Source organism: Streptomonospora salina, from assembly GCF_014204715.1.
In the GTDB taxonomy this organism is placed as follows: Bacteria; Actinomycetota; Actinomycetes; order Streptosporangiales; family Streptosporangiaceae; genus Streptomonospora; species Streptomonospora salina.
The window spans coordinates 474,407-500,407 of record NZ_JACHLY010000002.1 but is presented as its reverse complement, the minus strand read 5'-3'; the positions used below and the strand labels follow the sequence as shown (position 1 = coordinate 500,407).

Annotated in this window: 23 protein-coding genes; 17 read left to right on the top strand and 6 right to left on the bottom strand. The window is 73.8% G+C overall.

All coding sequences use genetic code 11. The annotated features are described in order from the left end of the window. Positions 1 to 95 precede the first annotated feature (95 nt). The 6 genes from HNR25_RS25055 to HNR25_RS25030 all read left to right on the top strand — a co-directional run bounded on the left by HNR25_RS25055 (position 96) and on the right by HNR25_RS25030 (position 4,624). Positions 96 to 371 carry a sigma factor-like helix-turn-helix DNA-binding protein gene (locus HNR25_RS25055; protein ID WP_184640498.1) on the top strand — a complete coding sequence of 92 codons (276 nt, stop codon included), beginning with the start codon at positions 96 to 98 and terminating at the stop codon, positions 369 to 371. Positions 372 to 1,217: 846 nt separating this feature from the next. Continuing rightward, a complete protein-coding gene (locus HNR25_RS25050; protein ID WP_184640496.1) occupies positions 1,218 to 2,216 on the top strand; it encodes a hypothetical protein in 999 nt (332 codons plus the stop codon). A 74-nt stretch (positions 2,217 to 2,290) separates the two neighbouring features. Beyond that, positions 2,291 to 2,725 carry a DoxX family protein gene (locus HNR25_RS25045; RefSeq protein WP_184640494.1) on the top strand — a complete coding sequence of 145 codons (435 nt, stop codon included), beginning with the start codon at positions 2,291 to 2,293 and terminating at the stop codon, positions 2,723 to 2,725. 75 nt (positions 2,726 to 2,800) lie between these two features. Further along, a complete protein-coding gene (locus HNR25_RS25040) occupies positions 2,801 to 3,274 on the top strand; it encodes a hypothetical protein (RefSeq protein WP_184640491.1) in 474 nt (157 codons plus the stop codon). 3 nt (positions 3,275 to 3,277) lie between these two features. Then, positions 3,278 to 3,535 (top strand): helix-turn-helix transcriptional regulator, encoded by a 258-nt coding sequence (locus HNR25_RS25035; protein ID WP_184640489.1) that lies wholly within the window; start codon positions 3,278 to 3,280, stop codon positions 3,533 to 3,535. A gap of 84 nt (positions 3,536 to 3,619) precedes the next feature. Further along, positions 3,620 to 4,624 carry an NAD(P)-dependent alcohol dehydrogenase gene (locus tag HNR25_RS25030; RefSeq protein WP_184640487.1) on the top strand — a complete coding sequence of 335 codons (1,005 nt, stop codon included), beginning with the start codon at positions 3,620 to 3,622 and terminating at the stop codon, positions 4,622 to 4,624. 103 nt (positions 4,625 to 4,727) lie between these two features. Here HNR25_RS25030 and HNR25_RS25025 read toward each other — a convergent pair whose 3' ends face one another. Beyond that, entirely contained in the window at positions 4,728 to 5,504 is a 777-nt protein-coding gene (locus tag HNR25_RS25025; RefSeq protein WP_184640485.1) for a maleylpyruvate isomerase family mycothiol-dependent enzyme, read from the bottom strand. A gap of 105 nt (positions 5,505 to 5,609) precedes the next feature. Continuing rightward, complete coding sequence (locus tag HNR25_RS25020; protein ID WP_312862786.1) at positions 5,610 to 6,101, bottom strand: phosphoribosyltransferase; 492 nt, start codon at positions 6,099 to 6,101, stop codon at positions 5,610 to 5,612. Positions 6,102 to 6,454: 353 nt separating this feature from the next. Between HNR25_RS25020 and HNR25_RS25015 the strand changes: the two genes are divergently transcribed. From HNR25_RS25015 to HNR25_RS24980, 9 genes are all read left to right on the top strand, one after another. Then, positions 6,455 to 7,651 carry a carboxylate-amine ligase gene (locus HNR25_RS25015; protein WP_184640481.1) on the top strand — a complete coding sequence of 399 codons (1,197 nt, stop codon included), beginning with the start codon at positions 6,455 to 6,457 and terminating at the stop codon, positions 7,649 to 7,651. Further along, on the top strand, positions 7,629 to 9,566 hold the full coding sequence (locus HNR25_RS25010; protein WP_184640479.1) for a transketolase: 1,938 nt from the start codon (positions 7,629 to 7,631) through the stop codon (positions 9,564 to 9,566). Before HNR25_RS25015 ends, HNR25_RS25010 begins: the two co-directional genes overlap by 23 nt. Before the next feature lie 1,030 nt (positions 9,567 to 10,596). Continuing rightward, positions 10,597 to 11,997, top strand: coding sequence for a family 2B encapsulin nanocompartment shell protein (locus tag HNR25_RS25005; protein WP_184640477.1), 1,401 nt, complete (start codon positions 10,597 to 10,599; stop codon positions 11,995 to 11,997). 180 nt (positions 11,998 to 12,177) lie between these two features. Further along, positions 12,178 to 13,572 carry a family 2B encapsulin nanocompartment shell protein gene (locus HNR25_RS25000; protein WP_184640475.1) on the top strand — a complete coding sequence of 465 codons (1,395 nt, stop codon included), beginning with the start codon at positions 12,178 to 12,180 and terminating at the stop codon, positions 13,570 to 13,572. Positions 13,573 to 13,607: 35 nt separating this feature from the next. Beyond that, positions 13,608 to 14,648, top strand: coding sequence for a family 2 encapsulin nanocompartment cargo protein polyprenyl transferase (locus HNR25_RS24995; RefSeq protein ID WP_184640473.1), 1,041 nt, complete (start codon positions 13,608 to 13,610; stop codon positions 14,646 to 14,648). A 181-nt stretch (positions 14,649 to 14,829) separates the two neighbouring features. Continuing rightward, the gene (locus HNR25_RS27195) at positions 14,830 to 15,282 is read left to right on the top strand and encodes a hypothetical protein (RefSeq protein WP_345607832.1); all 453 of its coding nucleotides are present in this window, start codon (positions 14,830 to 14,832) and stop codon (positions 15,280 to 15,282) included. 195 nt (positions 15,283 to 15,477) lie between these two features. Then, positions 15,478 to 15,687 (top strand): hypothetical protein, encoded by a 210-nt coding sequence (locus HNR25_RS27190; protein WP_246464759.1) that lies wholly within the window; start codon positions 15,478 to 15,480, stop codon positions 15,685 to 15,687. An 86-nt stretch (positions 15,688 to 15,773) separates the two neighbouring features. Next, complete coding sequence (locus HNR25_RS24985; protein WP_184640471.1) at positions 15,774 to 16,775, top strand: DUF2157 domain-containing protein; 1,002 nt, start codon at positions 15,774 to 15,776, stop codon at positions 16,773 to 16,775. 325 nt (positions 16,776 to 17,100) lie between these two features. Then, on the top strand, positions 17,101 to 18,153 hold the full coding sequence (locus tag HNR25_RS24980; protein ID WP_184640469.1) for a DUF2157 domain-containing protein: 1,053 nt from the start codon (positions 17,101 to 17,103) through the stop codon (positions 18,151 to 18,153). A 47-nt stretch (positions 18,154 to 18,200) separates the two neighbouring features. On the opposite strand, the gene HNR25_RS24975 is transcribed toward HNR25_RS24980, so the two are convergent. Then, complete coding sequence (locus HNR25_RS24975) at positions 18,201 to 20,582, bottom strand: Tex family protein (protein ID WP_312862785.1); 2,382 nt, start codon at positions 20,580 to 20,582, stop codon at positions 18,201 to 18,203. A gap of 638 nt (positions 20,583 to 21,220) precedes the next feature. On the opposite strand from HNR25_RS24975, the gene HNR25_RS24970 reads away from it, so the two are divergent. After that, the gene (locus tag HNR25_RS24970; RefSeq protein WP_246464757.1) at positions 21,221 to 22,405 is read left to right on the top strand and encodes a VLRF1 family aeRF1-type release factor; all 1,185 of its coding nucleotides are present in this window, start codon (positions 21,221 to 21,223) and stop codon (positions 22,403 to 22,405) included. A gap of 598 nt (positions 22,406 to 23,003) precedes the next feature. Here HNR25_RS24970 and HNR25_RS24965 read toward each other — a convergent pair. Then, positions 23,004 to 23,591, bottom strand: coding sequence for a P-loop nucleotide/nucleoside kinase family protein (locus HNR25_RS24965; protein ID WP_184640465.1), 588 nt, complete (start codon positions 23,589 to 23,591; stop codon positions 23,004 to 23,006). 73 nt (positions 23,592 to 23,664) lie between these two features. After that, complete coding sequence (locus HNR25_RS24960) at positions 23,665 to 23,997, bottom strand: hypothetical protein (protein WP_184640626.1); 333 nt, start codon at positions 23,995 to 23,997, stop codon at positions 23,665 to 23,667. A 351-nt stretch (positions 23,998 to 24,348) separates the two neighbouring features. Between HNR25_RS24960 and HNR25_RS24955 the strand changes: the two genes are divergently transcribed. Next, positions 24,349 to 24,942 (top strand): DUF7144 family membrane protein, encoded by a 594-nt coding sequence (locus HNR25_RS24955; RefSeq protein ID WP_184640463.1) that lies wholly within the window; start codon positions 24,349 to 24,351, stop codon positions 24,940 to 24,942. 166 nt (positions 24,943 to 25,108) lie between these two features. Here the strand turns inward: HNR25_RS24955 and HNR25_RS24950 are convergent, their stop codons facing one another. After that, positions 25,109 to 25,966 (bottom strand): deoxyribonuclease IV, encoded by an 858-nt coding sequence (locus HNR25_RS24950; protein ID WP_184640461.1) that lies wholly within the window; start codon positions 25,964 to 25,966, stop codon positions 25,109 to 25,111. Positions 25,967 to 26,001 lie beyond the last annotated feature (35 nt).

Sequence of the window (26,001 nt, the reverse complement as noted above, 5' to 3'; positions counted from 1 at the left end):
TTTTCGTGCGACCGGCGGCCGCTTGTGTAGTCACACTACACGCGTGTAGCTTGGTTACACAAGACGGTTGGCGGGATCCGCGAGAGGATCAGGCCGTGAGTGCTGAAGAGGAGGTGCGGCGAGTGCGCGAAGCGATCGCCGCCGCAGCGTCAGGCGGACCACTGGGCGAGCAAGTGCGGCGGCTGGACGAGGCCCACGCCGCCGCGACCGAGGAATGGCGCCGCCAACGCCAGGTGAAGGTACGAAAGATGCACGAGGATGGGATGACGTACCGCGACATCGCGCGTGAGATCGGGGTCAGCTTCGGGCGCGTCCGCCAGATACTCGACGAGAACCTCGACGACACCCCGCTGCCACCTACATCGGAATAGGGGAGTGGTGGCGCTAGCGGCGCTCTGACCTGGGGGTACTGACAGCATCCGCCTTAACGGGTTTCGCTCGGTATTCGCCTGCGAATATGCTGGTCGCTACACCGCTCAGTTCCATCCGCCTTACAAGCGGGTGGTCGGAGGTTCGAGTCCTCTCGCGCCCACCCTCCGTACACATGGAAAACGCCCCCTGGCCTGCGGTCACAGGCCGGGGGGCGTTGTCATGCGTCGGTGATTGCCGGTGCGCGACGTGCGACCGCGGGGCCGTCGGTGGAGGGCCGCGGCCAATACACGGCGACGTTTCACCCGCGGCCGCCCCGCGTCCGCCGGGGTCGGCGTCCGCACGTTCCGGCATACCCGGCGAAATCCACTCAATCGGCATGCACCCGTGGAATCACCTGTTCTGCTGCGGCGGCGCGCGCGAATCGCGCTCGAATACCCTGGTCACGGGTTCGGGGAAAGTATGCGAATTTTTCTCCGGCGGGCCTTATCTTGACTCCGGCTATCGTGCGCACCATTGTTCGGTGCAGTCCGGGGAAGCGGTCCCGGAGCAGGCGCCCGCATTCGTCCGAGGCGTGGGCGAATCGGAATCCGATTCGCTCGGGATCCGGTGTCGGTGCAGGTCGCACTGCTTGAGCGGGTGCGCCGAACCGGGCTCCGGAAGGACCTTCCGGGGCTGCTCCGGACGTATACCGGAGTTCCCGGAGGCAGCCGGGGAAAATCCGTAGGGCGGCGTTCAACTGGAAATTTCGCCGTTCGCTGCGCTCTGCTCCGGCGCTCGGGAAGGAGCCGGGCGCGTTCCGCCGGGCAGCCGAAAACGAATATCCCCCAGCATGGTGAGGAGAAGCCGTGTTCCTGCGAAGAGTGGCGTCCGCTATCGCCGCGACGGCGCTGGCGATCGCCGCGGTGGCGGCGTTCGAGAACTCCGCCCCCGACCCGGCCGAGGCGCAGCCCGTGCAGGCGGCGCCGGCCGACGGGGCCGGAGTGTCCGCTCAGGAGGAGACCACCACCGTCCGATACGGGCCCTACACCGTCCCCGCAGCCGGCAGCGGCGACTCCGGGGACGGGCACGACGGCGCCGGTCAGCAGACCGGCATCGCGCTTAACGCCGAGAAGCCGTGCGAGGACTGCTTCGTCACGGGATTCGCCCCGAACCTGACCTACAGCGACGGCACGGACGCCAACGTCGACGAAGGCGCGATGATGCACCACTTCGTGCTGTTCGACTCCAGCGAGGACGACACCGTGTGCCCGGGATCGCAGCGGGTGTTCTCCTCCGGCAACGAGCGGGTCGCCAGCGACTTCCCCGACGGGTACGGGCTGGAGATCGGCGGCGACGAAAGCTGGTACCTGAACTACGACCTGATGAACATGGACAGCAGCGAGGACAAGACCCTCTACATCGAGATCGAGTTCTCCCACGTCGACGCCGGTGCCGGCGCCGGCATCACGCCTCTCACGCCGCTGTGGCTCGATGTCGGAGGCTGCTTCGGCAGCGAGTACGAAGCGCCCGAAGGCGTCAGCGAGGAGTCCGACTACTGGAGGTCCGACGTGTCGGGCGACCTCGTGCACATGCGCGGCCACCTGCACCACGCGGGCGACTCCCTGTGGGTCGACAACGTCTCCCGGTTCTCGCGGATGTGCCACATCGAGGCGGAGGAAGGCGGCAGCCCCGAGTTCATCGCTCCCGACGGCAGTACCCAGATCTCGGACATGCCGCCCTGCAGCGGCGATCTGGGTCGGATCGAGAGCGGCGATCTGCTGCGGACCACCTCCCGCTACGAGGTCGACGGGCATTCGCACGACGACGTGATGGGCATCATGACCGGCTGGCTGGCCGAGGACTGATCCCTTCCCGCGGCCGGGGCCGAGGGGCCCCGGCCGCCCCCGACGGGATGCGACTCGACCTAGGGAGCGATCACATGAAACCGGATCGACTGCGCGGACCGGTCCTCGCATTGTTCCGCATGGTGACGGGGCTGCTGTTCCTGATGCACGGCGCGTCCTCGCTGTTCGGAGTGTTCGGCGGTGCCCGCGGCACCGGGGCCGCAGTGGAGTTCGCGGTGTGGCCGAGTTGGTGGGCGGCGCTGATCCAGCTGGTGTGCGGAGCGCTCGTCCTCGCGGGGGTGTTCACCCGCTCCGGCGCGGTGCTGGCCTCCGGTTCGATGGCCTACGCCTACTTCGCGGTGCACCAGCCGCAAGGGCTGCTGCCGCTGACCAACGGCGGCGAACTCGCGGCGATCTACTGCTGGGCGTTCCTGCTGGTGGCCGTCCTGGGGCCGGGGGCCTGGTCCCTGGAATCGGCCGTGCGCCGCCTGCGCTCCGCACAGGAGCCCGAGTCGGCGGCGCCCGCCTAGCACGGCGGTCCCCGGGCCCCGCGCGCTCGGCCCCGGGGCCGGCGGCCTGACGGCCCCACGTCGCCCATGTTAAGCATGATTGACATCATGTCGGCTTCGCATTACATTGGTGATGTCAAATTCGTTTTACATTACCGGGCGGCGATAGTGATGTCACTGGAAGAGAAGCGTGTGTGGAGCTACGCGGCGGTCGCACTGGCGGTAGCCGCGGTCTATTTCGCGGTGATCCTGGCGAGACTGCCCGGAGCCGAGGCCGGGGAACTCTCCTATGTGCGGCCGATGCTCGTGGCGATCGGCGCCGGGATCGTGCTGAACATGCTCGCCGCTCCCCGCAGCACGGAGCCCTGGGACGAGCGCGACGCCCGGATCCGCCGGCGCGGCGAGCACATCGGCTTCTACGTGCTGGCGGGCGGGACGGCGGCGGCGCTCGCCCTGACGCTGGCGCAGTCCGCGCACTTCTGGATCGCGAACACGCTGTACCTGACCTTCGTGCTGAACGCGCTCACGTCCTCGGCCGCCAAAATCGCCGCCTACCGCCGGGGCTTCTGAGGCATGCCCAAGCGCACGCGCGTCACCAACTCCATCCGGTCCCTGCGCTTCGCGCACGGCGAGATGACCCAGGCGGCCCTGGCCGAACGCATCGGGGTCACCCGCCAGACCGTGATCGCCATCGAGCAGGGGCGCTACTCGCCGTCGCTGGAAGCGGCGTTCCAGATCGCGCGGGTCTTCGGCGTAGCGCTCGAAGACGTCTTCCACTACCCGCACCCGGACCCCGCCGGCCCGGACGACGGCTCCCGCGGCGGCGCCTGACCGCGTCCGCGGTCCCGGCCCCTGCGGGCCCCGGCCGCGCGCCGCGGGCCACCCGCCCAGCGGCTCGCCCAGAAAGGCACAGGTATGCCCGACCAGCGTTCCATCCCCGGTGCGACCATGAAGGCGGCCGTCTGCCGCCGCTACGGATCCCCCGAAGTCTTGCGCGTCGAGGACGCGCCCCGGCCGCGGATCGGCGACGGCGACCTGCTGGTGCGGGTGCGCGTCAGCGCGGTCACCCCCACCGATCGCGCCGCACGCTCCGCCGATCCCGCCCTCGCCCGGATCGCGTTCGGCCTGCTCAGACCGCGCAATCCCGTCCTCGGCGGACTGGTCGTGGGCGAGGTGGCGGAGGCCGGTGGCGACGCGGCGGGCTTCGCCACCGGCGACGGGGTGGTCGCCGAGGCCGGTGCGGTGCTGGGCGCCCACGCCGAGTACGTCCGTGTCCGGGCCGCGGGAGCCGCCGTCCGGCCGGAGGGGGTCGGCCCCGAGACCGCGGCCGCGGTCGTCGACGGCGGCCTGACCGCGCTGCCCTTCCTGCGCGACCACGCACAGTTGGGTGCCGACCGGCGCATCCTCGTCAACGGCGCTTCCGGAGCCGTCGGCAGCGCGGCCGTGCAACTCGCCAAGCACCACTACGGAGCGGAAGTCACCGGGGTCTGCAGCGGCGCCAACGCCGAAGCGGTCGCCTCACTGGGCGCCGACGAGGTCGTCGACTACACCGCGCGCGACTTCACCCGGATCGGGGAGCGGTTCGACACCGTCTTCGATGCCGTCGGAACGAGCTCCTACGCGCGCTGCCGCCGCCTCCTGAAACCGGGCGGCGCCTACCTCACGACCGAGCCCGGCGCCGGGATCCTGCTGCATCGGCTGTCCACCGCGGCGTTCGGCACCCGCAGCGCCCGCCTCGCACTGACCGGCCTGCGCCCGCCGGCGGCGCGGGCCGCCGACATCGCCGTGCTCGTGCGCCTCGCCGACGAGGGCGTGCTCGCGCCCGTGGTCGACAGCCGCTACCGGCTGGAGCGGATCCGCGAGGCCCATGAGCGCGTCGGCACCGGCCGCAAGCGCGGCAGCGTCCTGCTGATCCCGTGAGGGGTGGAAACCGGCCCGCGGCCGAGCGCGGCCCGGACCGGCGCCCGCGGCGGTGCAGCAGAGCCGCCGCCCGGCCCCTCGCCCGCGCTTGCCGGAGGCGCCCTCACCCCCAGGTGACCCGCACCTGGGAGCGCCACTGCTCCAGCAGCTCCGGGAGCCCGTCGACCGCGGCCTCGTCTCCCCGGTTCCACAGCGCGAGATAGAGCTGCAGGGCCGTGCCGCCGAACACCGCGTCGGGGGAGTGCGGGCCCCCGGACGGGCCGGCCTCCGCGACCACGGGCTCCGGGCTGACGCGCAGCGACCACGCGTGCCCGGTGTCGTCGGTGCGCACCAGCAGGGTGCGGGACTCGGGCGAGCGGAGCCCGCTCTTCCTGCGCGGAACGAACCCGCACAGCAGCTCGTCGATCCCGTCGGCCGCGAACGCCGGCGGGAGGGGCACGTCCGCCGCCCGGGGCGGCCGTTCCAGCGCGGCGGCGAGCGCGTCGACGCTGTGGACGGCGGTCTCGTGCGCCTGGCGGCGCGCCCAGAACAGCCGCGGCCGCGGAGCGTCCTTCAGAAACACCGGCGCCTCGGCGTCCTCGGGCGTCGCGCGCACGGCCTCGACCAGGGCGTCGACGCCGTCGGACAGCCAAGCGAGGGGATCGGGCGCCGCCAGGCCGTCGGCGTGGCGGGCCTCGGCGTCGAAGCCGGACTCCCCGCGCAGCGCGGCGGCGGCCCACCGGTGCACCATCCCCTGGTGCGCCACGAGGTCGGCCACGGTCCAGTCCGGGCACGTCGGCACGCGGGCCCCGAGCCCGGCCCGCTCGGCGGCGGTGCGCAGCGCGGCGCCGCTGTCGGCGATCGCCGCCGTGTAGTCCTCCAGTGCGAGATGCGCAGGCATACCGCAATCCTAGATCGACCCGCCCCCGCGGGTCCCGAGCCGCGCGCCGCCCGCGCGGGCCGGAACCGGCCGCCCCCGCTCGGCGCTCGGACCGCGCGACGCCGCTCAGAGCGCCGCGGACCGCTGCAGCAGCTCCTGCACCTCGCGGTCGCCGAGCTGGGGGAACCGCTCGTACCACAGGCTCACCGCCCGGAGCTGCGGCGGGCCGAGCACGCACACCACCCGGTCGCAGGTGTCCTCCAGCGCCCCGGTGGCATCGGGGGAGCACACCGGCACGGCCAGGGTCAGCGACGCCGCGCCCCGCCCGCGCACCGACGCCAGCGCTGCGCGGGCGCTCATCCCGGTGGCCGGGCGGTCGTCCACGATCGCCTCGCCGTCGGCCGTGACGGCGCCGACGGCCGTCTCCGGGAACGCGGGAACGGCGATCTTGCGCACGACCGCCGCATCCAGCTCAGCGCCCAGCCGCTCGGCGACCACCGCGCCCACCGGGATGCCGCCCCGGGGCAGCGCCAGGACCACCGGGTCGCCCGGCCCGAGTTCGCGGACCCGCTCGGCCAGCCGCTCACCGGCGTCCGCGCGGTCGCGGAAGACCTGCACGCCCCTCACCCCCTGCACGCGGGTCGTCGCCGCACGGCTACCCCGCCTGTGTCGGGGGGAAACCGCCCCGCCCCGCCCCGCCCGGGCCCAGCGATCCCGGCAGGTGCGGCGCCCCTCCGGGGCGTCGCCGCGCGGCGGTTACGGACCGCCCCCGCGGGGTACGCGCCCCACCACGGCGGTACGTCTGCGGCGCGGGCGCGCGGATCCGCCACCGCGTCACCCCGCGGGCAGCGGATCGGGTGGCGCCGCCCCACCATCCGGCCTTCGGCCTCCGGCGCGGCGATCGCCGAGGACGGTCCCGCCCTGCGCGCAGCGGCCGGCAGCGGGGGCACACACCGAGAGGGCGGTGGTGTATGGCCGATACCCGGTTCGAACGGTACGACGGCACCGGCGTGCCGACGATCGGCGTGGAAGAGGAGTTCTTCCTGGTCGACGACGCCGGCACGCTCGCGCCGCGCAGCGTCGAGGTCCTCGACGGGGCGGCCGCCGGTCCCGGCCGCCTGCTCGGGGAGTTCACCCGCAGCCAGGTCGAGTCCGCGGGGCCGGTGTGCGCGTCGGTCGGCGACGCGCTGCGCGGGCTGCACGCGTCGCGGCTGCGGCTCGCCGAGGCCGCGGCCCGGCAGGGGGTGCGCGTGGTGGCCGGAGCGGTCCCGGTGATGGCCGAGACCGCTCCGCAGCGGCTCAACCCGGGGTCGCGCTACCACCGCATCGCCGAGCGCTTCGGCGGCGTGGCGGCCGCGGCCGGCACCAACTGCGGCTGCCACGTGCATGTGGAGGTGCCCGACCGCGACAGCGGAGTGGCCGCCAGCAACCGGCTGCGCCCCTGGCTCCCGGTCCTGTTGGCGCTGAGCGCCAACTCGCCGGTCTGCTCCTCCGCCGACACCGGCTACGCCAGTTGGCGCCAGCCCCGTTGGTCGCGCTGGCCCACGGCAGGTCCGCCCCCGCCCCTGGAGTCGGCCGAGCACTACGAGGCCTGCGTCGCGGCGCTGCTGGAGTCGGGCGCCGCGCTGGACCGCCGGATGGTCTATTGGGACATCCGGCTGTCGGACTGCCACCCCACGGTCGAGATCCGGGTCTGCGACGTCCCGGCCACGGCGGAGGAGTCGGCGCTGGTGGCGGCGCTGGTGCGGGCCCTGGTCAGTGCCGCCCTGGACGACGAGGCCGCCGGCCGCGCCCCGGCCCGCCGCGACCCAGCGGTGCTGCGCGGCGACATGTGGCGCGCCGCACGCGACGGCCTGGAGGGAAGCTGCCCCGACCCGCTCAGCGGCGGGCGGCTGCGCCCCGCGCACGCGGTGCTGGATGGGGCGGTCTCCCACCTGCGGCCCTACCTGGAGAAGGCCGGAGACCTCGGCCACGTGCTGGTGGCCCTGAGCACGCTGCGCGTCGCCGGCGGCGGCGCGGCGCGCCAGCGCGCCGCCTACAACCGCCGCGCCCGGGCCGCCGACGTCGTCGACTACCTCGCCGAAACCACGGTGCAGGGACTGGAGGCCTCGGTCGCGCCCTCGGCGGTGGTCCCGCCGCCGGCGCATGCCCGCCCCTTCGGCGGGTAGCGGGCCCGGGCTGCCGTCCGCGGCGCGATGCCACACGAGGAGGACGAACACGATGACCGACCGGCAACAGCTCAAGGAACTGGGACAGCAGCTGCGCGTCGACGCGGTCCGGGCCGCAGACGCCGCGGGCTCGGGGCACCCGACCTCGTCGATGTCGGCGGCGGACCTGATGGCGGTGCTCGCCTCCGAGCACCTGCAGTACGACTTCGACAGTCCCGAGCACTCGGGCAACGACCACCTGATCTTCTCCAAGGGGCACGCATCGCCGCTGCTGTACTCCCTCTACAAGGCGTGCGGCGTGATCTCCGACGACGAGCTGCTGCGGTACCGCCGGCTGGGAAGCCCGCTGGAAGGCCATCCCACACCGCGGCTGCCGTGGGTCGACGTCGCCACCGGGTCGCTGGGCCAGGGGCTGCCGGTCGGCGCGGGCGTGGCGCTGGCGGGCGCGGAGCTGGACCGGCTGCCCTACCGGGTGTGGGTGCTGTGCGGTGACAGCGAACTGGCCGAAGGCTCGGTGTGGGAAGCCATGGAGTACGCAGGGCAGTCGGGGTTGGCCAACTTGACCGCGATCCTGGACGTCAACCGGCTCGGCCAGCGCGGACCCACGCGGCACGGCTGGGACTTGGACGCCTACCGCCGCCGGGTGGAGGCGTTCGGCTGGCACACGATCGAGGTCGACGGCCACGACGTCGCGGAGATCGACTCGGCCTACCGGCGGGCGCGGGAGACGGCCGACGGCCCCACCGCGATCATCGCCCGCACCGTCAAGGGTGCCGGGGTCGGCGAGGTGGCCGACCAGGAGGGCGCCCACGGCAAGCCCCTGGCCGACGCCGGACGGGCCGTGGCCGAGTTGGGCGGCCGGCGCGACCTGCGCATCGAGGTGGCCCGGCCCGAGAGCGGCGGCGTTTACCAGCGGCCCGGGGGCAGCCGGGTGGACCTGCCGACCTTCGCGGTGGGCGACAAGGCCGCCACGCGCGACGCGTTCGGCCGCGCGGTCTCGGCGGTCGGCGCCGCCCGGCCCGACACGGTCGTGCTCGACGGCGAGGTCGCCGACTCCACGCGCGCCAAGTTCTTCGCCGAGCAGCACCCGGACCGGTTCTTCGAGTTCTATATCGCCGAGCAGCAGATGATCGCCGCCGCCGTGGGTCTGCAGGTGCGCGGGTGGACGCCCTACGCGGCGACGTTCGCGGCCTTCCTGACGCGCGCCTACGACTTCATCCGCATGGCCGCGGTCAGCCGTGCCGACATCAACCTCGTGGGTTCCCACGCCGGTGTGGCGATCGGCGAGGACGGCCCGTCGCAGATGGGCCTGGAGGACATGGCCGCCCTGCGGGCCGTGCACAACAGTGTGGTGCTGCACCCTGCCGACGCCAACTGCGCGGCCCGCCTCACCGCCGGGATGGCCGAGCACGACGGGGTGAGCTACCTGCGGACGATGCGGGGTGCGACGCCGGTGCTCTACGGCCCCGACGAGGGCTTCGAGATCGGCGGCAGCAAGGTGCTGCGCTCCTCCACCGACGACCGGGTGACGGTGGTGGGCGCCGGAGTGACGGTGCACGAAGCGCTGGCCGCCGCCGACAGGCTGGCCGAGGAAGGGATCGGCGTGCGGGTGGTCGACGCCTACTCCGTCAAGCCGGTCGACGCCCCGACCCTGCGCGCAGCGGCCGCCGAGACCGGCCGGGTCATCACGGTCGAGGACCACTGGCCCGAGGGCGGACTCGGCGACGCGGTGCTGGACGTGTTCGCCGACACCCGGTCCATGCCGCGCACCATGAAGCTCGCCGTGACCGGCATGCCGGCCTCGGCCACACCCGCCGAACAGCTCCGCGAAGCCGGGATCGACTCGGGGGCCGTCGAAGCGGCGGTGCGGGGCATCCTGCGCCAGGAGCGCGAGCCCGCCGCCGCGGGCGGCTGAGAACCCGCGGGCATCGGCCCGCGCGCTGCGGTTCCCGGGGCGGGAACCGGTCCGCGTCCTGCGGCGGCGAACGCGGCATCGCCGCCGCCGGCCCGGCCGCCTCGGACCCGGCCCCCGACGTCCGATCGGTCGGCCCGGCGCGGGCGGGACCGATAGCGGAGTCGCATCGGCATCCGTGCACACGGGAGCCGCCGTCCGGCCGCTCCCGGGGCCGGGCCCGGTGCGTGGTTCCCGGATGCCCGGCCCGATACCCGGCAGTCGTCGAGCCGCGGACACGCGCCCCGGGCCGGCGCGGGCACCCCGCGCACCGGCTGCCCGCGCCGCCGCCGGGACGCCAGAGGATGAGCGGAAAATCTGATACGCGGCACTATGAGTGGTTCGGGATGTCCGTGCTGCTCTTCTTTTTTGGTCGGGATGTTCCTGTTATGTTGTGACAACATCGGATTGTCGTGTTCTTTTTGTGGTCATGCCGGGTTCGTGGTTTTCGAGTGCCCGGATGTGGAGTCTGTGGGTTCGCGGGCACGAACCGGACGGATTTTCTTTCACCGGGATCCGCATCGTCCTTAATGCGTTGGCGCAGTCTTGTTCGCAGGTCAGAAGATTGGTGTGGAAACGGGGTCCGCCGAAACGATCGGACCGGATGCGGGAACCGTGAACCCGCGATGGGCCGACGCGATGAAAGTCGGTTTCGACGGTGCATGCGTGCAAGGGGGAGGGGTAGGTCGGGTGCCGAACAGGCGCGAGAACGACGCGCAACCGCCCCCGACCCCCGAGGAATCCGCTCCGATGGAAACGGAGTGCGGCGAGTCCCCCCCCGGCACGCATTCGCGCTTCCGCGGTCACCGCGCCGATACCGGGCGCCCTGCGGCGGTGAAACGAATTCACCGCCGTAGACGCACGATTCGCGGCCGCCGCCCGCGCAGCTCCAGTGAATCGGGGGCTGCGGCCGCGTGGATTCCGCGGGTTCGAATTCCGTTCGACGGCGGGCGGCACCGCATCGACACTCAGCAAAGGATTGGGTGGAAGGACCATGACCGAGCCCGGCGTGGAGAACGATCAGCAGCGGCTGAGCCTGGGAACCGATGCCGCGAGAAAACTGGCGACCACGACCAAGACGCCTCCGCAGATGCAGGGGATCACCTCCCGCTGGCTGCTGCGCCTGCTCCCCTGGGTCGAGGCCACCGGCGGCTCCTACCGGGTGAACCGCCGGCTGACCTACACCGTCGGCGACGGTCGGGTCAGCTTCGTCTCCACCGGAGCCGACGTCCGGGTGATCCCGCGTGAACTCTGCGAACTGTCGCTGCTGCGCGACTTCGGGGACGAAGGGGCGCTCGGTGCGCTCGCCGAGCGCTTCACCCAGGAGGAGTACGCGCCCGGCGACGTCATCGTCGAACGCGGCGCCCCGGCCGACCGGGTATGCCTCATCGCCCACGGAAAGGTGAACCGGCTGGGCATCGGTGAGTACGGCGACGAAGCCGTGCTCGGCACCATGATCGACGGCGACCACTTCGGCTCGGCCGCACTGGTCGAGGACGACAGCGCCTGGGACGCCACCGCCAAAGCCGTCACCCCGTGCACCGTGCTCTCCCTTCGGCGCTCGGAGTTCCACGAGGTCGCCGACCGCTCCGAGGCGCTGCGCGCGCACCTGGACCGGGTGGGCGCGCGGACGGCCCGCGAGGCCGACCCCGGAGGCGAGGCGACGATCGCGGTGGCCTCGGGCCATGCGGGGGAGCCGGACCTGCCGGGCACGTTCGTGGATTACGAGGCGGCGCCGCGCGAGTACGAGCTGAGTGTGGCGCAGACGGTGCTGCGTGTGCATACGCGGGTGGCGGATCTGTACAACCAGCCGATGAACCAGCTGGAGGAGCAGGTCAGGCTGACGATCGAGGCGCTGCGGGAGCGCCAGGAGCACGAGCTGGTCAACAACCGCGACTTCGGGCTGCTGCACAACGCCGACCTCCGTCAGCGCATCCCGACGCGCAGCGGCCCGCCCACCCCCGACGACCTCGACGAACTGCTGGGCACCGTCTGGAAGAACCCCACGTTCCTGCTCGCCCACCCCCGCGCCATCGCCGCCTTCGGCCGCGAGTGCAGCCGCCGCGGCGTCTACCCCGACAGCATCGACGTCGAGGGCCACCGGGTGCCCGCCTGGCGGGGGGTGCCCATCTTCCCCTGCAACAAGATCCCGGTCAGCTCCACCCGCAGTACCTCGATCATGGCCATGCGCACCGGTCAGGAGAAGCAGGGCGTCGTCGGCCTGCACCAGACCGGTCTTCCCGACGAGTACGAGCCGGGGCTGTCGGTGCGGTTCATGGGCATCAACGAGAAAGCCCTCATGTCCTACCTGGTCAGCACCTACTATTCCGCGGCCGTGCTGGTTCCCGACGCCCTCGGGATTCTGGAGAACGCCGAGATCGGGCACGAGAGCTGACCCCTCGCCGGCTCCCGTGCGGTCCTTCGCAGCCCCCGTGCCGGGCCGCACGGGAGCCGGCCCGGCCCGCGGGCGCGCCCCTGTCCCCGGCGCGCCCGCGGGCCGCCCCACCGCATACGACGACCGGCCCGCACCCGGCGCGGGCCGCCATGCCACGAACCGAGTTAGGTGGTGCACCCGATGACGGACTCACACGCCGACGACGACCGGACCGAGCAGCTCAGTCTCGGAACCGCAGCGGCGCGCAACATCGCGACCACGACCAAGACGCCTCCGCAGATGCAGGGGATCACCTCCCGCTGGCTGCTGCGCGCACTGCCCTGGGTGCAGACCGAGGGCGGCACCTACCGGGTGAACCGCCGGCTGACCTGCACCCTCGGCGACGGCCGCGTCAGCTTCGTCACCACCGGGCCCCGGTTCCGCGTCGTGCCGCCCGAACTGGCCGAGCTTCCGGCATTGCGGGGGTTCGACGACGCGGCCGCGCTCGAGGCGCTCGCCGACCGCTTCGAGCAGCGCGACTACGGCCCGGGCGAGGTCATCGCGGCCGCAGGCGCGCCCCTCGACCGGGTCTGCCTCATGGCCCACGGCAAAGCCGGCGTCTACCGCGTCGGCGAATACGGCGGCGACGCCGCCGTGGGGATGCTGGCCGACGGCGACCACTTCGGCGACGACGCACTGGAGGACGCGCCCTCCGTCTGGAACGACACCGTCAGGGCCAAGACCCGCTGCACCGTGCTCGCCCTGCGGCGCGCGGACTTCCACGAGGTCGCCGAACGCTCCGAGGCGCTGCGCGCCCACCTCGACGGCCCCGGAACCCGCGGCAGCCGGCCCGCCAACAAGTACGGCGAAGCCGACATCGCGGTGGCCTCGGGCCATGCGGGGGAGCCGGACCTGCCGGGCACGTTCGTGGATTACGAGGCGGCGCCGCGCGAGTACGAGCTGAGTGTGGCGCAGACGGTGCTGCGTGTGCATACGCGGGTGGCGGATCTGTACAACCAGCCGATGAACCAGCTGGAGGAGCAGGTCAGGCTGACGATCGAGGCGCTGCGGGAGCGCCAGGAGCACGAGCTGGTCAACAACCGCGACTTCGGGCTGCTGCACAACGCCGACCTCCGTCAGCGCATCCCGACGCGCAGCGGCCCGCCCACCCCCGACGACCTCGACGAACTCATCTCCCGCCGCCGCAAGACGCGGGTCGTCCTGGCCCACCCCCGCGCCATCGCCGCCTTCGGCCGCGAGTGCAGCCGCCGCGGCGTCTACCCCGAAAGCCTCGACCATGACGGCCACGCCGTCACCGGATGGCGCGGGATCCCGATCCTGCCCTGCGACAAGATCCCGGTCAGCGCCGCCGGAACCAGCTCCATCCTCGCGATGCGCACCGGCGAAGACGACCAAGGCGTCGTCGGTCTGCACCACGTCGGCCTGCCCGACGAGTACGAGCCGGGGCTGTCGGTGCGGTTCATGGGCGTCAGCGAGAAAGCGATCGCCTCCTACCTGGTCAGCACCTACTACTCCGCGGCCGCGCTGGTGCCCGACGCCCTCGGCGTCTTGGAGAACGTCGAGACGGGACGCTGACACCCCCACGCCACTGACAGAAGGGATTGCGGCCCATGGTGGCAATCGAGGAAACCGGCCACGGCCGCCCGACCGCCGAGGTGCTCGCCGACGTGCGCGACATCGTCGCCCCCGCCCTGCGCGCGGCCGTGGCTGCCCTGCCCCCCGCCCCCCGGGCGATCGCCGAGTACCACTTCGGCTGGCGCGACGAGCACGGAAACCCGGTGTCGGGAGCGAGCGGGAAACTGTTCCGCCCCGCACTCGCCCTGCTCGCCGCACGGACCGTCGGCGGTGCCGACCGCGACGCGGTCCCGGCGGCCGTGGCGGTGGAGCTGATCCACAACTTCTCGCTGCTGCACGACGACGTCATGGACGGCGACACCACCCGGCGCCATCGCGCCACCGCCTGGAGCGTGTTCGGCACGGGCAGCGCCATCCTGGCCGGCGACGCACTGCTGTCCCTGGCCTTCGACACCCTGGCCGCCAGCGGCCACCCCGCCGCGGGTGACGCCGCGCGCCGGCTCGACACCGCGGTGCAGCGGCTCATCGGCGGCCAGAGCGCCGACATGGACTTCGAGCGCCGCACCCACGTCGACGCCGCCGAATGCCGCGCCATGGCCGAGTCCAAGACCGGGGCACTGCTGGGCGGGGCGTGCGCGCTCGGGTCCGCCTTCGGTGGCGCCGGGACGGCGCAGGTCGAGGACATGCGGCGCTTCGGCGAGCTCCTCGGGCTCGCCTTCCAGATCGCCGACGACCTGCTGGGCATCTGGGGCGACCCCGCGGTGACCGGCAAACCCGTCCACTCCGACCTGCGCAACCGCAAGAAGTCGCTTCCCGTCGTGGCCGCACTGTCGGCCGGCGGTACCGAATCGGGCGAGCTCGTGGCGCTGTTCACCCGCGACCGGCCGCTGGAAGGCGCCGAGCTGGCACGCGCCGCCGATCTGGTGGAGATGGCCGGCGGGCGGTCCTGGGGCGAGCACGAGACCGCGGCGCTGCTGCAGCAGGCGCTGGACCATCTGCGCCGCGCTGCGTACGCGGGGGGTCCGGCGTCCGATCTGGCGGCGCTGGCGCGCCTGGCGACCCGACGCGACCACTGATCCACGGCCGAGCCGAGGAGGAGCAGCACATGTCCCAGACCCAAGCGCCCACCACCGGGCCCGGCGGCACCGGCCCGGAACCGGGCCCCGTGGTGGTCGCCGAACACCTCCCGGCCGCCGCGGCACCGCCGCCCGGCTTGTCGACGACACCTGCGACATCCGTCCGGAACGGCTGGCCGGCGTGGAAACGGTCGGTCTGACGGCCGGTGCCTCGGCGCCTCCCGGACTGGTCGAAGCCGTGATCGCGGTTCTGGGCGGTCTCGGCCCGCTCACCGTCCACGAGCGAGACCGTGCATTTCTCCCTGCCGTCGGCGGTGCGCACGTCCTGACCCGCACACGGGTGGAGCGGGGGCCGCGTCGGTCAGCCCGGGCGGCGCCGGCCGGCCGCTCCCCGGCGGTGACGCGGGCAGCACCCCCCGGGATCGCCGAGGGGCCGGCCGCGTGCTCCGGGCCGGCCCACCGGAGTGGCCTGGGCTCGACGACCGCCCCCGACGGGTGCCGGAGGCGTCGAGCTCGTCCCGATCGGCGGCCCGGTGCGCCGCCGGCGCGGGCGACTACGCTCACGTGGCACTGGACCCCCGCACCGGCGACGGCGCCGTCTCCGGACGCGGAGTCCCCCAACGGGGCCAGGTAGGAGAAGCCGCTCCGCCCGTCCGCCTGATCCGCGGTGGTCGGGCTCATCCCGGGAGGCAACCGAGACGTCGGAAACCACTCGCCCTCGGGGGCGCTTCGCGCGGGCCGTCACCGTCGGCGACCCCGCGGGGATCGGTCCCGAGATCACCGTGCGCACCCTCGCCGAGGCGGGCACCGGAGCCCGGCCCGCGGCGTCGTGGTCGCCGAGCCCGCCGTTCTGCGCCGCGCCGTCGACGTGTGCGGCCCGGACGTGTGCATCCGCGCCCTGGACTCCGGGGACGTGTCCGAGGAGCGCGCCGGAACTCCCGGCGCGACCGGCGCGAGGAACGGAGGGGTCGGCACCGCACGGGACGACGGCCCGCCGGCGGGCACGGCCCTGGCGCGCCGGATCCGCCCCGCCATCTGAGTAGTGCTACTCAGGACCGGTCCCCGGCCGCCGCGATGGAATGGAGGCGTCCCAATCGCAGTTGCGGTCGCAGGAGGAGGGTACGGGTGAGTGAGTCGGAGTCCGCGCGGGATGCGGCGTTGCGCGGTCTTGTCGAGCGCGGGGTCGTCTCGGCCGGTCAGGCCGGGGAGGTGCGGGCCGCTTTGGAGGCGGCCGGGTCGGGGCCGGGCCGGGTGCGGTGGATGGAGATCGCCGGTTATATCGGCGGGGGCCTGGTGTTGTCGGGTGCTGTCGCGCTGGTCGTCTCCTCGTGGGAGGAGATCGGTGTCGACGCCCGTATCGGGTTGTTGGCGGTGCTGGCCGCCGTGTCGGCGGTCGGGGCGGTGTTCATGGCCGGGGGGCCGCGGGAGATGCGCGGCCGGGGCAATCGGGTGCCGGATGTGCGGCGCCGGATCGCGGGGGTGCTGCTGGCGCTGGCCGCGGTCCTGACCGCCTTCGCCGTCGGCGTGGCCCTGGACGGCGACCCTCAGTACGTCCCGCTGCTGGCGGGGCTGGCGGTGGCCGCCGCCGGTTACGCGGCGCTGCCCTCGGCGGTGGGCCAGGTGGCGGCCTGGGGCATGAGCGTGGGCCTGGTGATCGCGCTCGCGGAGGACGTTCTCTACGGATACGGGACCGTTGCCGTGGTCATCGGCATTCCGCTCCTGGTCCTGGGACTGCTGTGGTGGACGCTGTCGGCACTGGGGGTGGCCGCCGAGCGCCGCCTGGGTCTGGGGCTGGGCGCGGCACTGGCGGTGGCGTCCGGCCAGATCCTGCACTCCTGGGGGACGCACGACCTGCTGGGGGCCGGCGTGTCACTGGCGGTGGCGGCGCTGTGCATCGCCTACTACGCCTTCGACCGCACGGCCGTGGTGCTGGTGCCGGGCATCGTCGGCTTCACCGTCGGCCTCCCGGAACTCGTCTGGTCCGTCACCGGCGGCGCGATCGGGGCGGCGCTCGTGCTGCTGATCGCGGGGGCCGTTCTGCTGGCGGCGAGTTGGACGGGACTGGCCGTGCACCGGCGCGCAGGGGCCGATCGCACGTCCGCTTCCGCCTCCGGGCCGCGGTCCTGACGGGACGCGGCACCGTCCTCCGCTGCGGGCGCCGCCTACGGCGCCCCCGACAGCGTGCCTGAACCGCGGGCCGGACGGAACCGCTCACGGCGCCGCGTGCCCGCGCCCGGCCGGCCGCAGCGCGCTGGCCGTAGCGCCCCGCCCGGGGACCCCCGCGCCTGCGCCGCCGAGAATCCGTGGCAGTCTCGTCGTGCCGCCGTCCGGAAGGCGTCCGCGGTCGCGTCCGGGTACGCGGGAGCTGCGGGTGGCCGCCGTGAGAGGGGCGGCCCGCCGGTGCGACCGGCGAGCGCCGCCGGCACGCGTTGCAGACAGGAGGAGGGTACGGGTGAGTGAGTCGGAGTCCGCGCGGGATGCGGCGTTGCGCGGTCTTGTCGAGCGCGGGGTCGTCTCGGCCGGTCAGGCCGGGGAGGTGCGGGCCGCTTTGGAGGCGGCCGGGTCGGGGCCGGGCCGGGTGCGGTGGATGGAGATCGCCGGTTATATCGGCGGGGGCCTGGTGTTGTCGGGTGCTGTCGCGCTGGTCGTCTCCTCGTGGGAGGAGATCGGTGTCGACGCCCGTATCGGGTTGTTGGCGGTGCTGGCCGCCGTGTCGGCGGTCGGGGCGGTGTTCATGGCCGGGGGGCCGCGGGAGATGCGCGGCCGGGGCAATCGGGTGCCCGATGTGCGGCGCCGGATCGCGGGGGTGCTGCTGGCGCTGGCCGCGGTCCTGACCGCCTTCTCGGTGGGTTCGGCTCTGCCGGACGGCCCCACCTACCCGGTCCCGCTCGTCGGGCTGGCGGTGGCTGCCGCCGGTTACGCGGCGCTGCCCTCGGCGGTGGGCCAGGTGGCGGCCTGGGGGATGGGCGCCGCCCTGGTCACCGTGCTCACGCAGGAGATCGAGGCGGTCCCCGGCGAGAACATCCTGGTGCCGGCCGGCGCGCTGCTGTGCCTGGGGCTGGCGTGGACGGCGCTGCCGGTCCTGGGGGTGGCCGCGGAGCGCCGGCTGGCCCTGGGACTGGGGGCGGGTCTGGCGCTGGCGGCAGGCCAGCTCCCCCCGATCTACGGCGAAGGCGCCGCATGGGGATATGCCGCCACCGTCGTGGTGGCGGCGGCGTGCATCGCCTACTACTACCGCGACCGCGCCCCCGTCCTGCTGGTCCTGGGCATTCTCGGGGTCACCGTCGGCCTCCCGGAACTCGTCTGGGACCTGACCGACGGCGCCATCGGCATGTCGGCGGTGCTGCTGGTCGCGGGAGCGCTCCTGCTGGGCGCCGGCTGGTCCGGGCTGCTCGTGCACCGGCGCGGCGACGACGGCCAGGCGCCCCCGGACAGGGAGGCGCCCGGAGGCCCCGCGCATACGGGCCCGTCCGACACGGGCCCGCACCCCGTCGCCCGGCCCTGAAGGGCCCGGACGGCGACGGGCCACGCGCCGGCGCCGCCCGCCGGCGGTTAGCCTGTTCCCCGCTCCAGCCCGGCCCGGCGCAGCGCGTCGGCCATAGCGCCGCCCGCGTCCGGTGCGCCGCCGCGGTCCTCGCGCGGTCCGCCCTTGCCTTTGCCTGCGCGGGCCTTGTCCTTGCGGCTCCCGCCGCCCCCGCCGCCCCCGCCGCTCCCGCTGTTCTTCTTGGCGCCACCGCGCTCGCCGCCGTCGGGGTCGTCGTCCAGCCGCATGCTCAGGGAGATCCGCTTGCGGTCGGTGTCGACGTCCATGACCTTCACCCGCACGACGTCGCCGGGTTTGGCCACCTCGCGGGGATCGCTGACGAAGCTCGTGGACATCGCCGACACGTGCACCAGGCCGTCCTGGTGGACCCCGACGTCGACGAACGCGCCGAAGGCCGCCACGTTGGTGATGGCTCCCTCCAGGATCATGCCCCGCTCCAAGTCCGACAGCGTCTCCACGCCCTCCTTGAACGTGGCGGTGGTGAACTCCGGTCGCGGGTCGTGCCCGGGCTTCTCCAGCTCGGCGACGATGTCGGTGACCGTCGGCAGCCCGAACCGCTCGTCGACGAAGTCCGCCGGCCGCAGTCCGCGCAGCGTCGCGCCGTCGCCGATCAGCGCGGCCACGTCGCCGCCCGTCGCCGCGACGATGCGGTGCACCACCGGGTAGGACTCCGGATGCACGCTGGAGGCGTCCAGCGGATCGTCGCCGCCGCGGATCCGGAGGAATCCGGCGCTCTGCTCGAAGGCCTTGGGACCCAGCCGCGGCACCGCGCTCAGCGCGGAACGGGCGGCGAAAGCGCCGTTGGCGTCGCGGTGGTCGACGACGTTCTGCGCGACCGCCGCGCTGATGCCCGAAACCCGCGACAGCAGCGGCACCGATGCGGTGTTGACGTCGACGCCCACCGCGTTCACGCAATCCTCCACGACGGTGTCGAGCATGCGCGAAAGCTTGGTCTCCGACAGGTCGTGCTGGTACTGGCCCACGCCGATGGACTTGGGGTCGATCTTGACCAGCTCGGCCAGCGGGTCCTGCAGCCGGCGCGCGATGGAGACCGCGCCGCGCAGCGACACGTCCAGATCCGGCAGCTCCCGCGAGGCGTAGGCCGAGGCGGAATAGACCGAGGCCCCGGCCTCGGAGACCATGACCTGGGTCAGCCGGTCCGCGCCCAGCAGTTTCACCAGCTCCCCGGCGAGCTTGTCGGTCTCGCGCGAGGCCGTGCCGTTGCCGATCGCGACGAGTTCCACGCCGTGGTCGCGCACCAGCCCGCCCAGGCTCGCCAGCGCCTCGTCCCAGCGCCGCTGCGGCGCGTGCGGATAGACCGTGTCGGTCGCCACGACCTTGCCCGTCGCGTCCACCACGGCCGCCTTCACACCGGTGCGCAGCCCCGGGTCGAGCCCGAGGGTGGCGCGGGTTCCGGCGGGTGCGGCTAGAAGCAGGTCGCGCAGGTTGGCCGCGAACACTCCCACGGCGGAGTCCTCGGCCTGCTGCCACAGGCGCATGCGCAGGTCGATGTCCAGCCGCACGAAGACCCGTGTGCGCCAGGCCCAGCGCACCGACTCCACCAGCCACCGGTCGGCGGGGCGCCCGCGGTCGCCGATGCCGAAGCGCGCGGCGATCGCCCGCTCGTAGGGACCCGGAGCGGCGGGGTCGGCGGTGTGCTCGTCCTCCTCGGGCTGCAGCGAGAGCGAGAGCACCTCCTCCTTCTCACCGCGGAACATCGCCAGTACCCGGTGCGAGGGCAGTCCGGTCAGCGCCTCGGAGTAGTCGAAGTAGTCGGAGAACTTGGCGCCGTCCTCCTCGCGCCCGTCGCGGACCCGGGACGTCAGGCGCCCGCGCGCCCACAGGCGCTCGCGCAGTTCCCCGACGAGGTCGGCGTCCTCGGTGAAGCGCTCCACCAGGATCGCGCGGGCGCCCTCCAGCGCGGCGGCGGGGTCGGCCACGCCCGCGTCGGGGGCGGCGTAGGCCGCGGCGGCGTCCTGCGGGTCCTGCCCGGCGTCGCCGAGCAGGAGGTCGGCCAGCGGCTCCAGCCCGGCTTCGCGGGCGATCTGGGCCTTGGTGCGGCGCTTGGGCTTGTAGGGGAGGTAGACGTCCTCGAGCCGGGCCTTGGAGTCGGCCCCGTTGATGCGCGCTTCCAATTCGTCGTCGAGCTTGCCCTGGGAGCGGACGGACTCCAGGACGACGGAGCGGCGCTCCTCCAGCTCCCGCAGGTAGCGCAGGCGCTCTTCCAGCTGGCGCAGCTGGGCGTCGTCGATCCCGCCGGTGGCCTCCTTGCGGTAGCGGGCGACGAAGGGGACGGTGGCCCCGCCGTCGAGCAGCCCCACGGCCGCGGTCACCCGGTGCTGGCTGACGCCGATCTCTTCGGCGATGCGCTGGTCGATACTGATCGTCACGTTGGCTGGTCCACCTTCTCGGTCTTGTTCACCTGCCGCATTGTCCTGGGCGCGACCGCGGTTGTCACACCGGCGGGCGGGGGCGTGCACGGGCGCTCGTCCCCGGGGCCGCAGCGGCATGGGCCGCCCCCGCCGCGCTGGAGGACGCGCCGCCGCGGAATGATGCGGACGCATGGATTGTTGAAGGCGTCCGGTCGGCACAGTGCCGGCCGCGGCGGAGCAGGCCCCCGAGTCCCGCAGTACCGGTCGACGGGATCCTGGCCGGGTATCGGAGGCCCCGAGGCGGCCGCGGCCGGCACGCGATGACCCGCGGGGAACCGGTCCCGGCGGCTCCGGACCCCCTGTCCGGCGGCACCGGCCGCGTTCCCGCCCGGCCCCGTCCCCGGTGCGCGGTCGCCTGAGCGCCCGTCCGGAGGCGGAACGCGCCGGCGGCCGCCGTGAGGGGAGGGCCGTCGGCGCGCAGCTTTCCCGCGTTTGCGCACGTCGCCGGACGCGGCGCTCGTCGCGCCCGCAGCGATTGCCGCATCTTGAACCGCGCGTGACCAACCGCGAACCGCCTGTTGAAGGCCGTCCTGATCTCCTGTTAGGGAAGGGAAAAGGCTTCCGGTGGACCGGAAGGCACATCGACGATGGGCGGGATGAACGTGATCATCGATCCGACGTCGGTCCGCGATCTGGCCGCCATGAACGACGAGATGGGCGTGCTGAGCGTGTACGCCACCGCCGATCCGCGCGACAAGTCGGCGTCCCCGGCGTGGCGCCTGGCGGTGGGCAACGAACTGGGAGCGCTGCGCAACGGCGCGGCGGGCGACATCGACAAGGAGCGCAGGGACGCGGTCCTGGAGCGCCTCGACCGGCTGCAGCCCGAGATCGAGACCGTGCTCGATTCGGGGGAGACCGGGGTGGGGCGGGCCCTGTTCGCCCCGGTCAGCAGCGACGACGTGCACACGCTGACCGTGCAGATGCCGCTGGACGACTGCGCCGTCCTGGAACGCCGCCCCTACCTGCGACCGCTCGCCGGCGCGCTCACTTTCGGCGCCCCCGCGGGAGTGCTGGCCGTGTCCCACGAAGGGGTGCGCGTCATCGACCTGCGGTTCGGCGTCGCCCGCGAGGTCACCCGGATGGCCTTCGAGCTCGACACCGACGATTGGCGCACCCTGCGCGGGCCCGCGTCCGGAGGACGGGTCGGCAGCGTATCCCGCTCGGCCACACAGTCCGACCGCTTCGACCGCCGCGTCGAGGACAACCTGCAGCGCTACCTGGCGTCGGTGCGTCCGGACATCACCCGAATGGCCGACGAGCACGGCTGGGAGTCCCTCGCCATCACCGGCGACCGGAAGCTGCTCGACGTGGTCCGCAAGGGGTTGTCGGCCGCACCCGCCCGCCGCGACGTCGTCCTGCTGGACCGGGTCGCCGAGTCGTGGTCGACCAACGAGATCGCCGCACTGGTACGCCCCGAATTGGAGCGGTCCCGCAGCCGCCGGTGCCGGGCCGTGGCCGAGCAGGCGCGCGAGGCCGCGCTGTCGGGCGGTCCGGGAGCCACGGGGCTCGGCGACACGCTCGGCGCGTTCCGCGAGAACCGCGTCGCCCACCTGGTCCTGGACGGCACACGCGAGCTGCGCGGTCGGCGCACGCCCGACGGGCGGTACTACCCGCACGGTGAACTGCCCCCCGGGGAGCCGGCCGCCGCCGAAGAGAACGACCTGGGCGAGCGCATGATCGAACTCGCGTTCACCTCCGGTGCCCAGGTCACCATGCTGCCGCCCGAAGCCGCCGACGCGCTGGCCGCGGACGACGGGGTGGCGGCGCTGCTGCGCTGGTAGCCGGCCTGCGGCCCGCCCGGCGCGTGTTCCGGCCGGTGCCGCTGCGGCGCATGGCCGACTACCGGTCCGCGCCGGTCGCTGAGGCCCGTCACGATCCGGGCGCCTCGCGCACCGGCAACGCGCGAGGCGAATCCCGCTCCGGCCCGAGCTCGGCTACGAGGCGGTGCCCCGTGCCGGCGGGACGGCGCCGCACGCGTTGCCGGTGCGGGGATGCGGTCCGCGCACGGGCCTGCGCTGCCCCCGGTGCCGTCGCGCACCTCGCCCCGTGGCCATGCGGCCTCGCGGACGCGGCACACAGGCGTGCGCGGCACCCGCGCCCATGGAGCCGGCCGCGCCGTCGCGGCGGCCCGCCTGCATCGCCCCGGCGCCTCCGGCAGGCACCGCGGATTCGCGTCCGAGGCGGCGGCCCCCGCGCCCGGCGCCCCGACCTGGCGGGGCCCGTCAGTGGCGGTGGCGCCGGTTGCGCCGCCGCATCAGCGTCCCGAACCCTCCGAGGATCACCACGACCCCCAGGAGGATCAGCCCTGCCAAGACCAGGTGCATCACGGTGCTGTCCATACCGGCCGTCTACCCGGCGGTCGGCGGACCACACGGTCCGTCACACGCGCCCGAGGGCCGTGTCGGCCTGCTCCTCCAAGGGCCGGGCGCCGAGGCGGTTGTCGATCGCGAGGTGCTCGACGGGAGGCGGCTCGTCCGGGCGCACCCGTGCCACGAACGCGTCGAAGCCGTCGAGCTTTCCGGAGTCGCGTGAGCGCCCCCGGCCGCCGAGGCGGGCGCGCAGCGTTGCGCCGTCGCTGGCCACCCACACCAGGCGCACGGGGTCGCCGCCGAGTTCGGCGACCCAGGACCGCCACCGGTCGGAATCGCGGAGCTGTCCGGTGAACGGGGCCACCGGCATCACCGGGCAGCCCGCCGCGCGGATCTGCGCGGCCGCGGCGGTCATACCGCCGTACTCGTGCACCTTGACGTGCTCGTCGTACCAGGCGCCCTCGCGCTCGCCGTAGGAACGGCCGTGCGCCGACAGGACCTCGGCCACGAATCCGCTGAAGAGCGTGTCCTTGTCCAGCAGGGCGGGTACCGGGTCCAGCCGCCGCAGCAGCAGATCCGCGACCGTCGACTTGCCGGCGCCCGGAGCGCCGGCGACCACCCACACGGTCCCGCGCCCCGCACCGCCCTCACCGCTCACGGTCGCCCCTCCGTGCGCATCCGACCATGCTCCGACGCTACCGGCCGCGAACCGCCCGCGGACCGCCCGCCGCCTACTGGTCGCCGTTGACGATGTCGGGGGCGTAGTACTCGTCCACCGGGACCGGGCCGCGGTAGCCCTGGCACATGCACGGGCGGTAGGTCCCGCCGCTCTGGCCGACCCAGCGTCCGGGGATGACGACCTGTGCCTGGCACCGCTTGGTCTCGTGGTCGTGGAAGACCAGGTTGTGGCCGCAGCCGCAGATGGGCTGGGGCGTACTGGGCCTGGCCGAGACCGAGGGCTGCTGAGGCGGTGCCTGCTGCGGGGGGCGGCGCGGGAACATGCGGCCGATCGTGACCCCGCCGAGAGCGATCGCCGCTCCCACCACAAGGCTCACCGGGTCCATAGCGTGCACCGCCCTCCTGACCGTCACCGTCCATTGTGACCGACGACGCGGCCCCCCGAGCCTACGGGGATCCGCGATCCGGCTTCCATTGTGCGTCCGGATCCGGCCGCGCGCCACGGCCGCTCACGCGGCGCCGCGCCGGACCGTCCGGCGGGGTGCTCCACCGGCACCGGCGCAGTATCCGGAGCGGCCGGGACAAAGGGTTTTTGTGTGGTTTTACCCGCACCTGGTGAGCCGGGTGTAGATCGCTGCGCCGCGTGTCGTGCATCGTGAGGCCAGATCGAGTGCTGACGAAGAGGACGGGCGGCGACGGAGGTTCCACCCGCACCCGTCCCGGGGGAGGAGCACGACATGAAGCGATCGCGGGCGAACGGATGGGGGGCCTTCGCGGCCACCATGCTGTTCGTTGCCGGTGCTGTGAACATCGTCCAAGGCGCCGTCGCGCTGTTCACGCCCGAGTACTTCGTGGCCGCCGAAGGCGAGATCCTCGTCTTCGACTTCGCGCTGTGGGGACTGGTTCTGGGCACGTGGGGGATCGTGCTGGTCCTCGGCGGCCTCGCCCTGCTCGCCGGACGCATGTGGGCTCGGGTCCTGGCCGTGGTCGTCGCAGCGGTCAACGCCTTCGCCCAACTGGCGTTCGTCGAGTCCTACCCGGTGTGGTCGCTGGTGGCGGTCGCCGTCGACCTGCTGATCGTCTACGCGGTCACCGCCGGATGGCCCGACCGTGAGCGCGGGGGAGGCGACGCCTACGAGGCCGGGCGCGCCGACGCCCGAGGGGCCGCACCCGGCCGGGAACAGGAGGGAGCAGGCACCGAGGGCCACACCGGTCCGGTAGCCGACGGCGAGCGCGCCTACGGCGGTGCCAGCACCCAGCAGGCGCGCCAGGGCGCGACGGAGCGGCCGCCGGGGACGCGCCCCGGAAGGCACGAGCAGCCGATGGGATGACGCGGCGAGAGCGGGCGGACGGTCGCACGCGCGCGCTGCCCGCTCGGATGCGGGGGCCGTCCGCGGCCGTGCCGCCCGTGCAAGCGGGAGGTCCGGCGCTGCGGGCGGCCCCCGCGCCATGCCCGCTGTGCCGGGCGGCGGCCGGAGGTCAGCCGGCGGCCGGAGGTCAGCCGGCGGCGCCGCGCAGTTCCTTCAGCGCCGCTATGTCGGCGGCGTGCGGCCCGACCGGGCCGGGCGTCTCGCACACGACCGGCACACCCGACCGGACCGGGTGCTCCAGCAGCGCACCGAAAGGGTCGGCGCCGATGTGGCCGGCCCCGATGTTCTCGTGGCGGTCCTTGTTGCTCGCCAACGGCTCCTTGGAGTCGTTGGCGTGGATCAGCCGCAGCCGCTGTGCGCCGACGACGTCGCCGAAGCGGTCCAGCATCTGCGTCATCCCCGCCGGGGTGGACACGTCGTGGCCGGCCGCGAACACGTGCGCGGTGTCCAGGCACACCCCGGCCTGCGGGTGCCAGTCCAGCACCGCGAGGTAGTCCGCCAGGTCGTCCACCGTCGCGCACAGCACCTGGCCCTGCCCGGCCATCGGCTCCAGCAGGACCGGCGGGACGTCCTCGCCCGACCGCTCCAGGATCGGCAGCAGCCGCGCGCGCATCCGCTCCAGGCCCTCCTCACGGGAGCCGCGCACCGCCGATCCGGTGTGCACCACCACGCCGCCGGCCCCGATGTCGGCGCCGCGCCGCAGGGCGTGCTCCAGCGAGGCCGTGGAGCGCTCCGCGACGCCCTCGTCGGGCGCACCCAGGTTGATCAGGTAGTTGGCGTGCACGAACACCGGAACGTCGGTGCGTTCGCGCAGCTTCGCGTCCTCGCCGGGATTTCCGGGCGTGGTCGCCCACCCCCGCGGATTGGAGACGAAGACCTGGACGGTCTCGGCGGCGATGTCGGCGGCGTAGGCGAGCCCGCGGGTGGCCAGCCCGCCGGCGACCGGTACGTGGGCCCCGATAGGCGATGCGGTGAGTTCAGACATGATGGGGACCCAGCTTAGGGCGTCGCGGCGGCGGG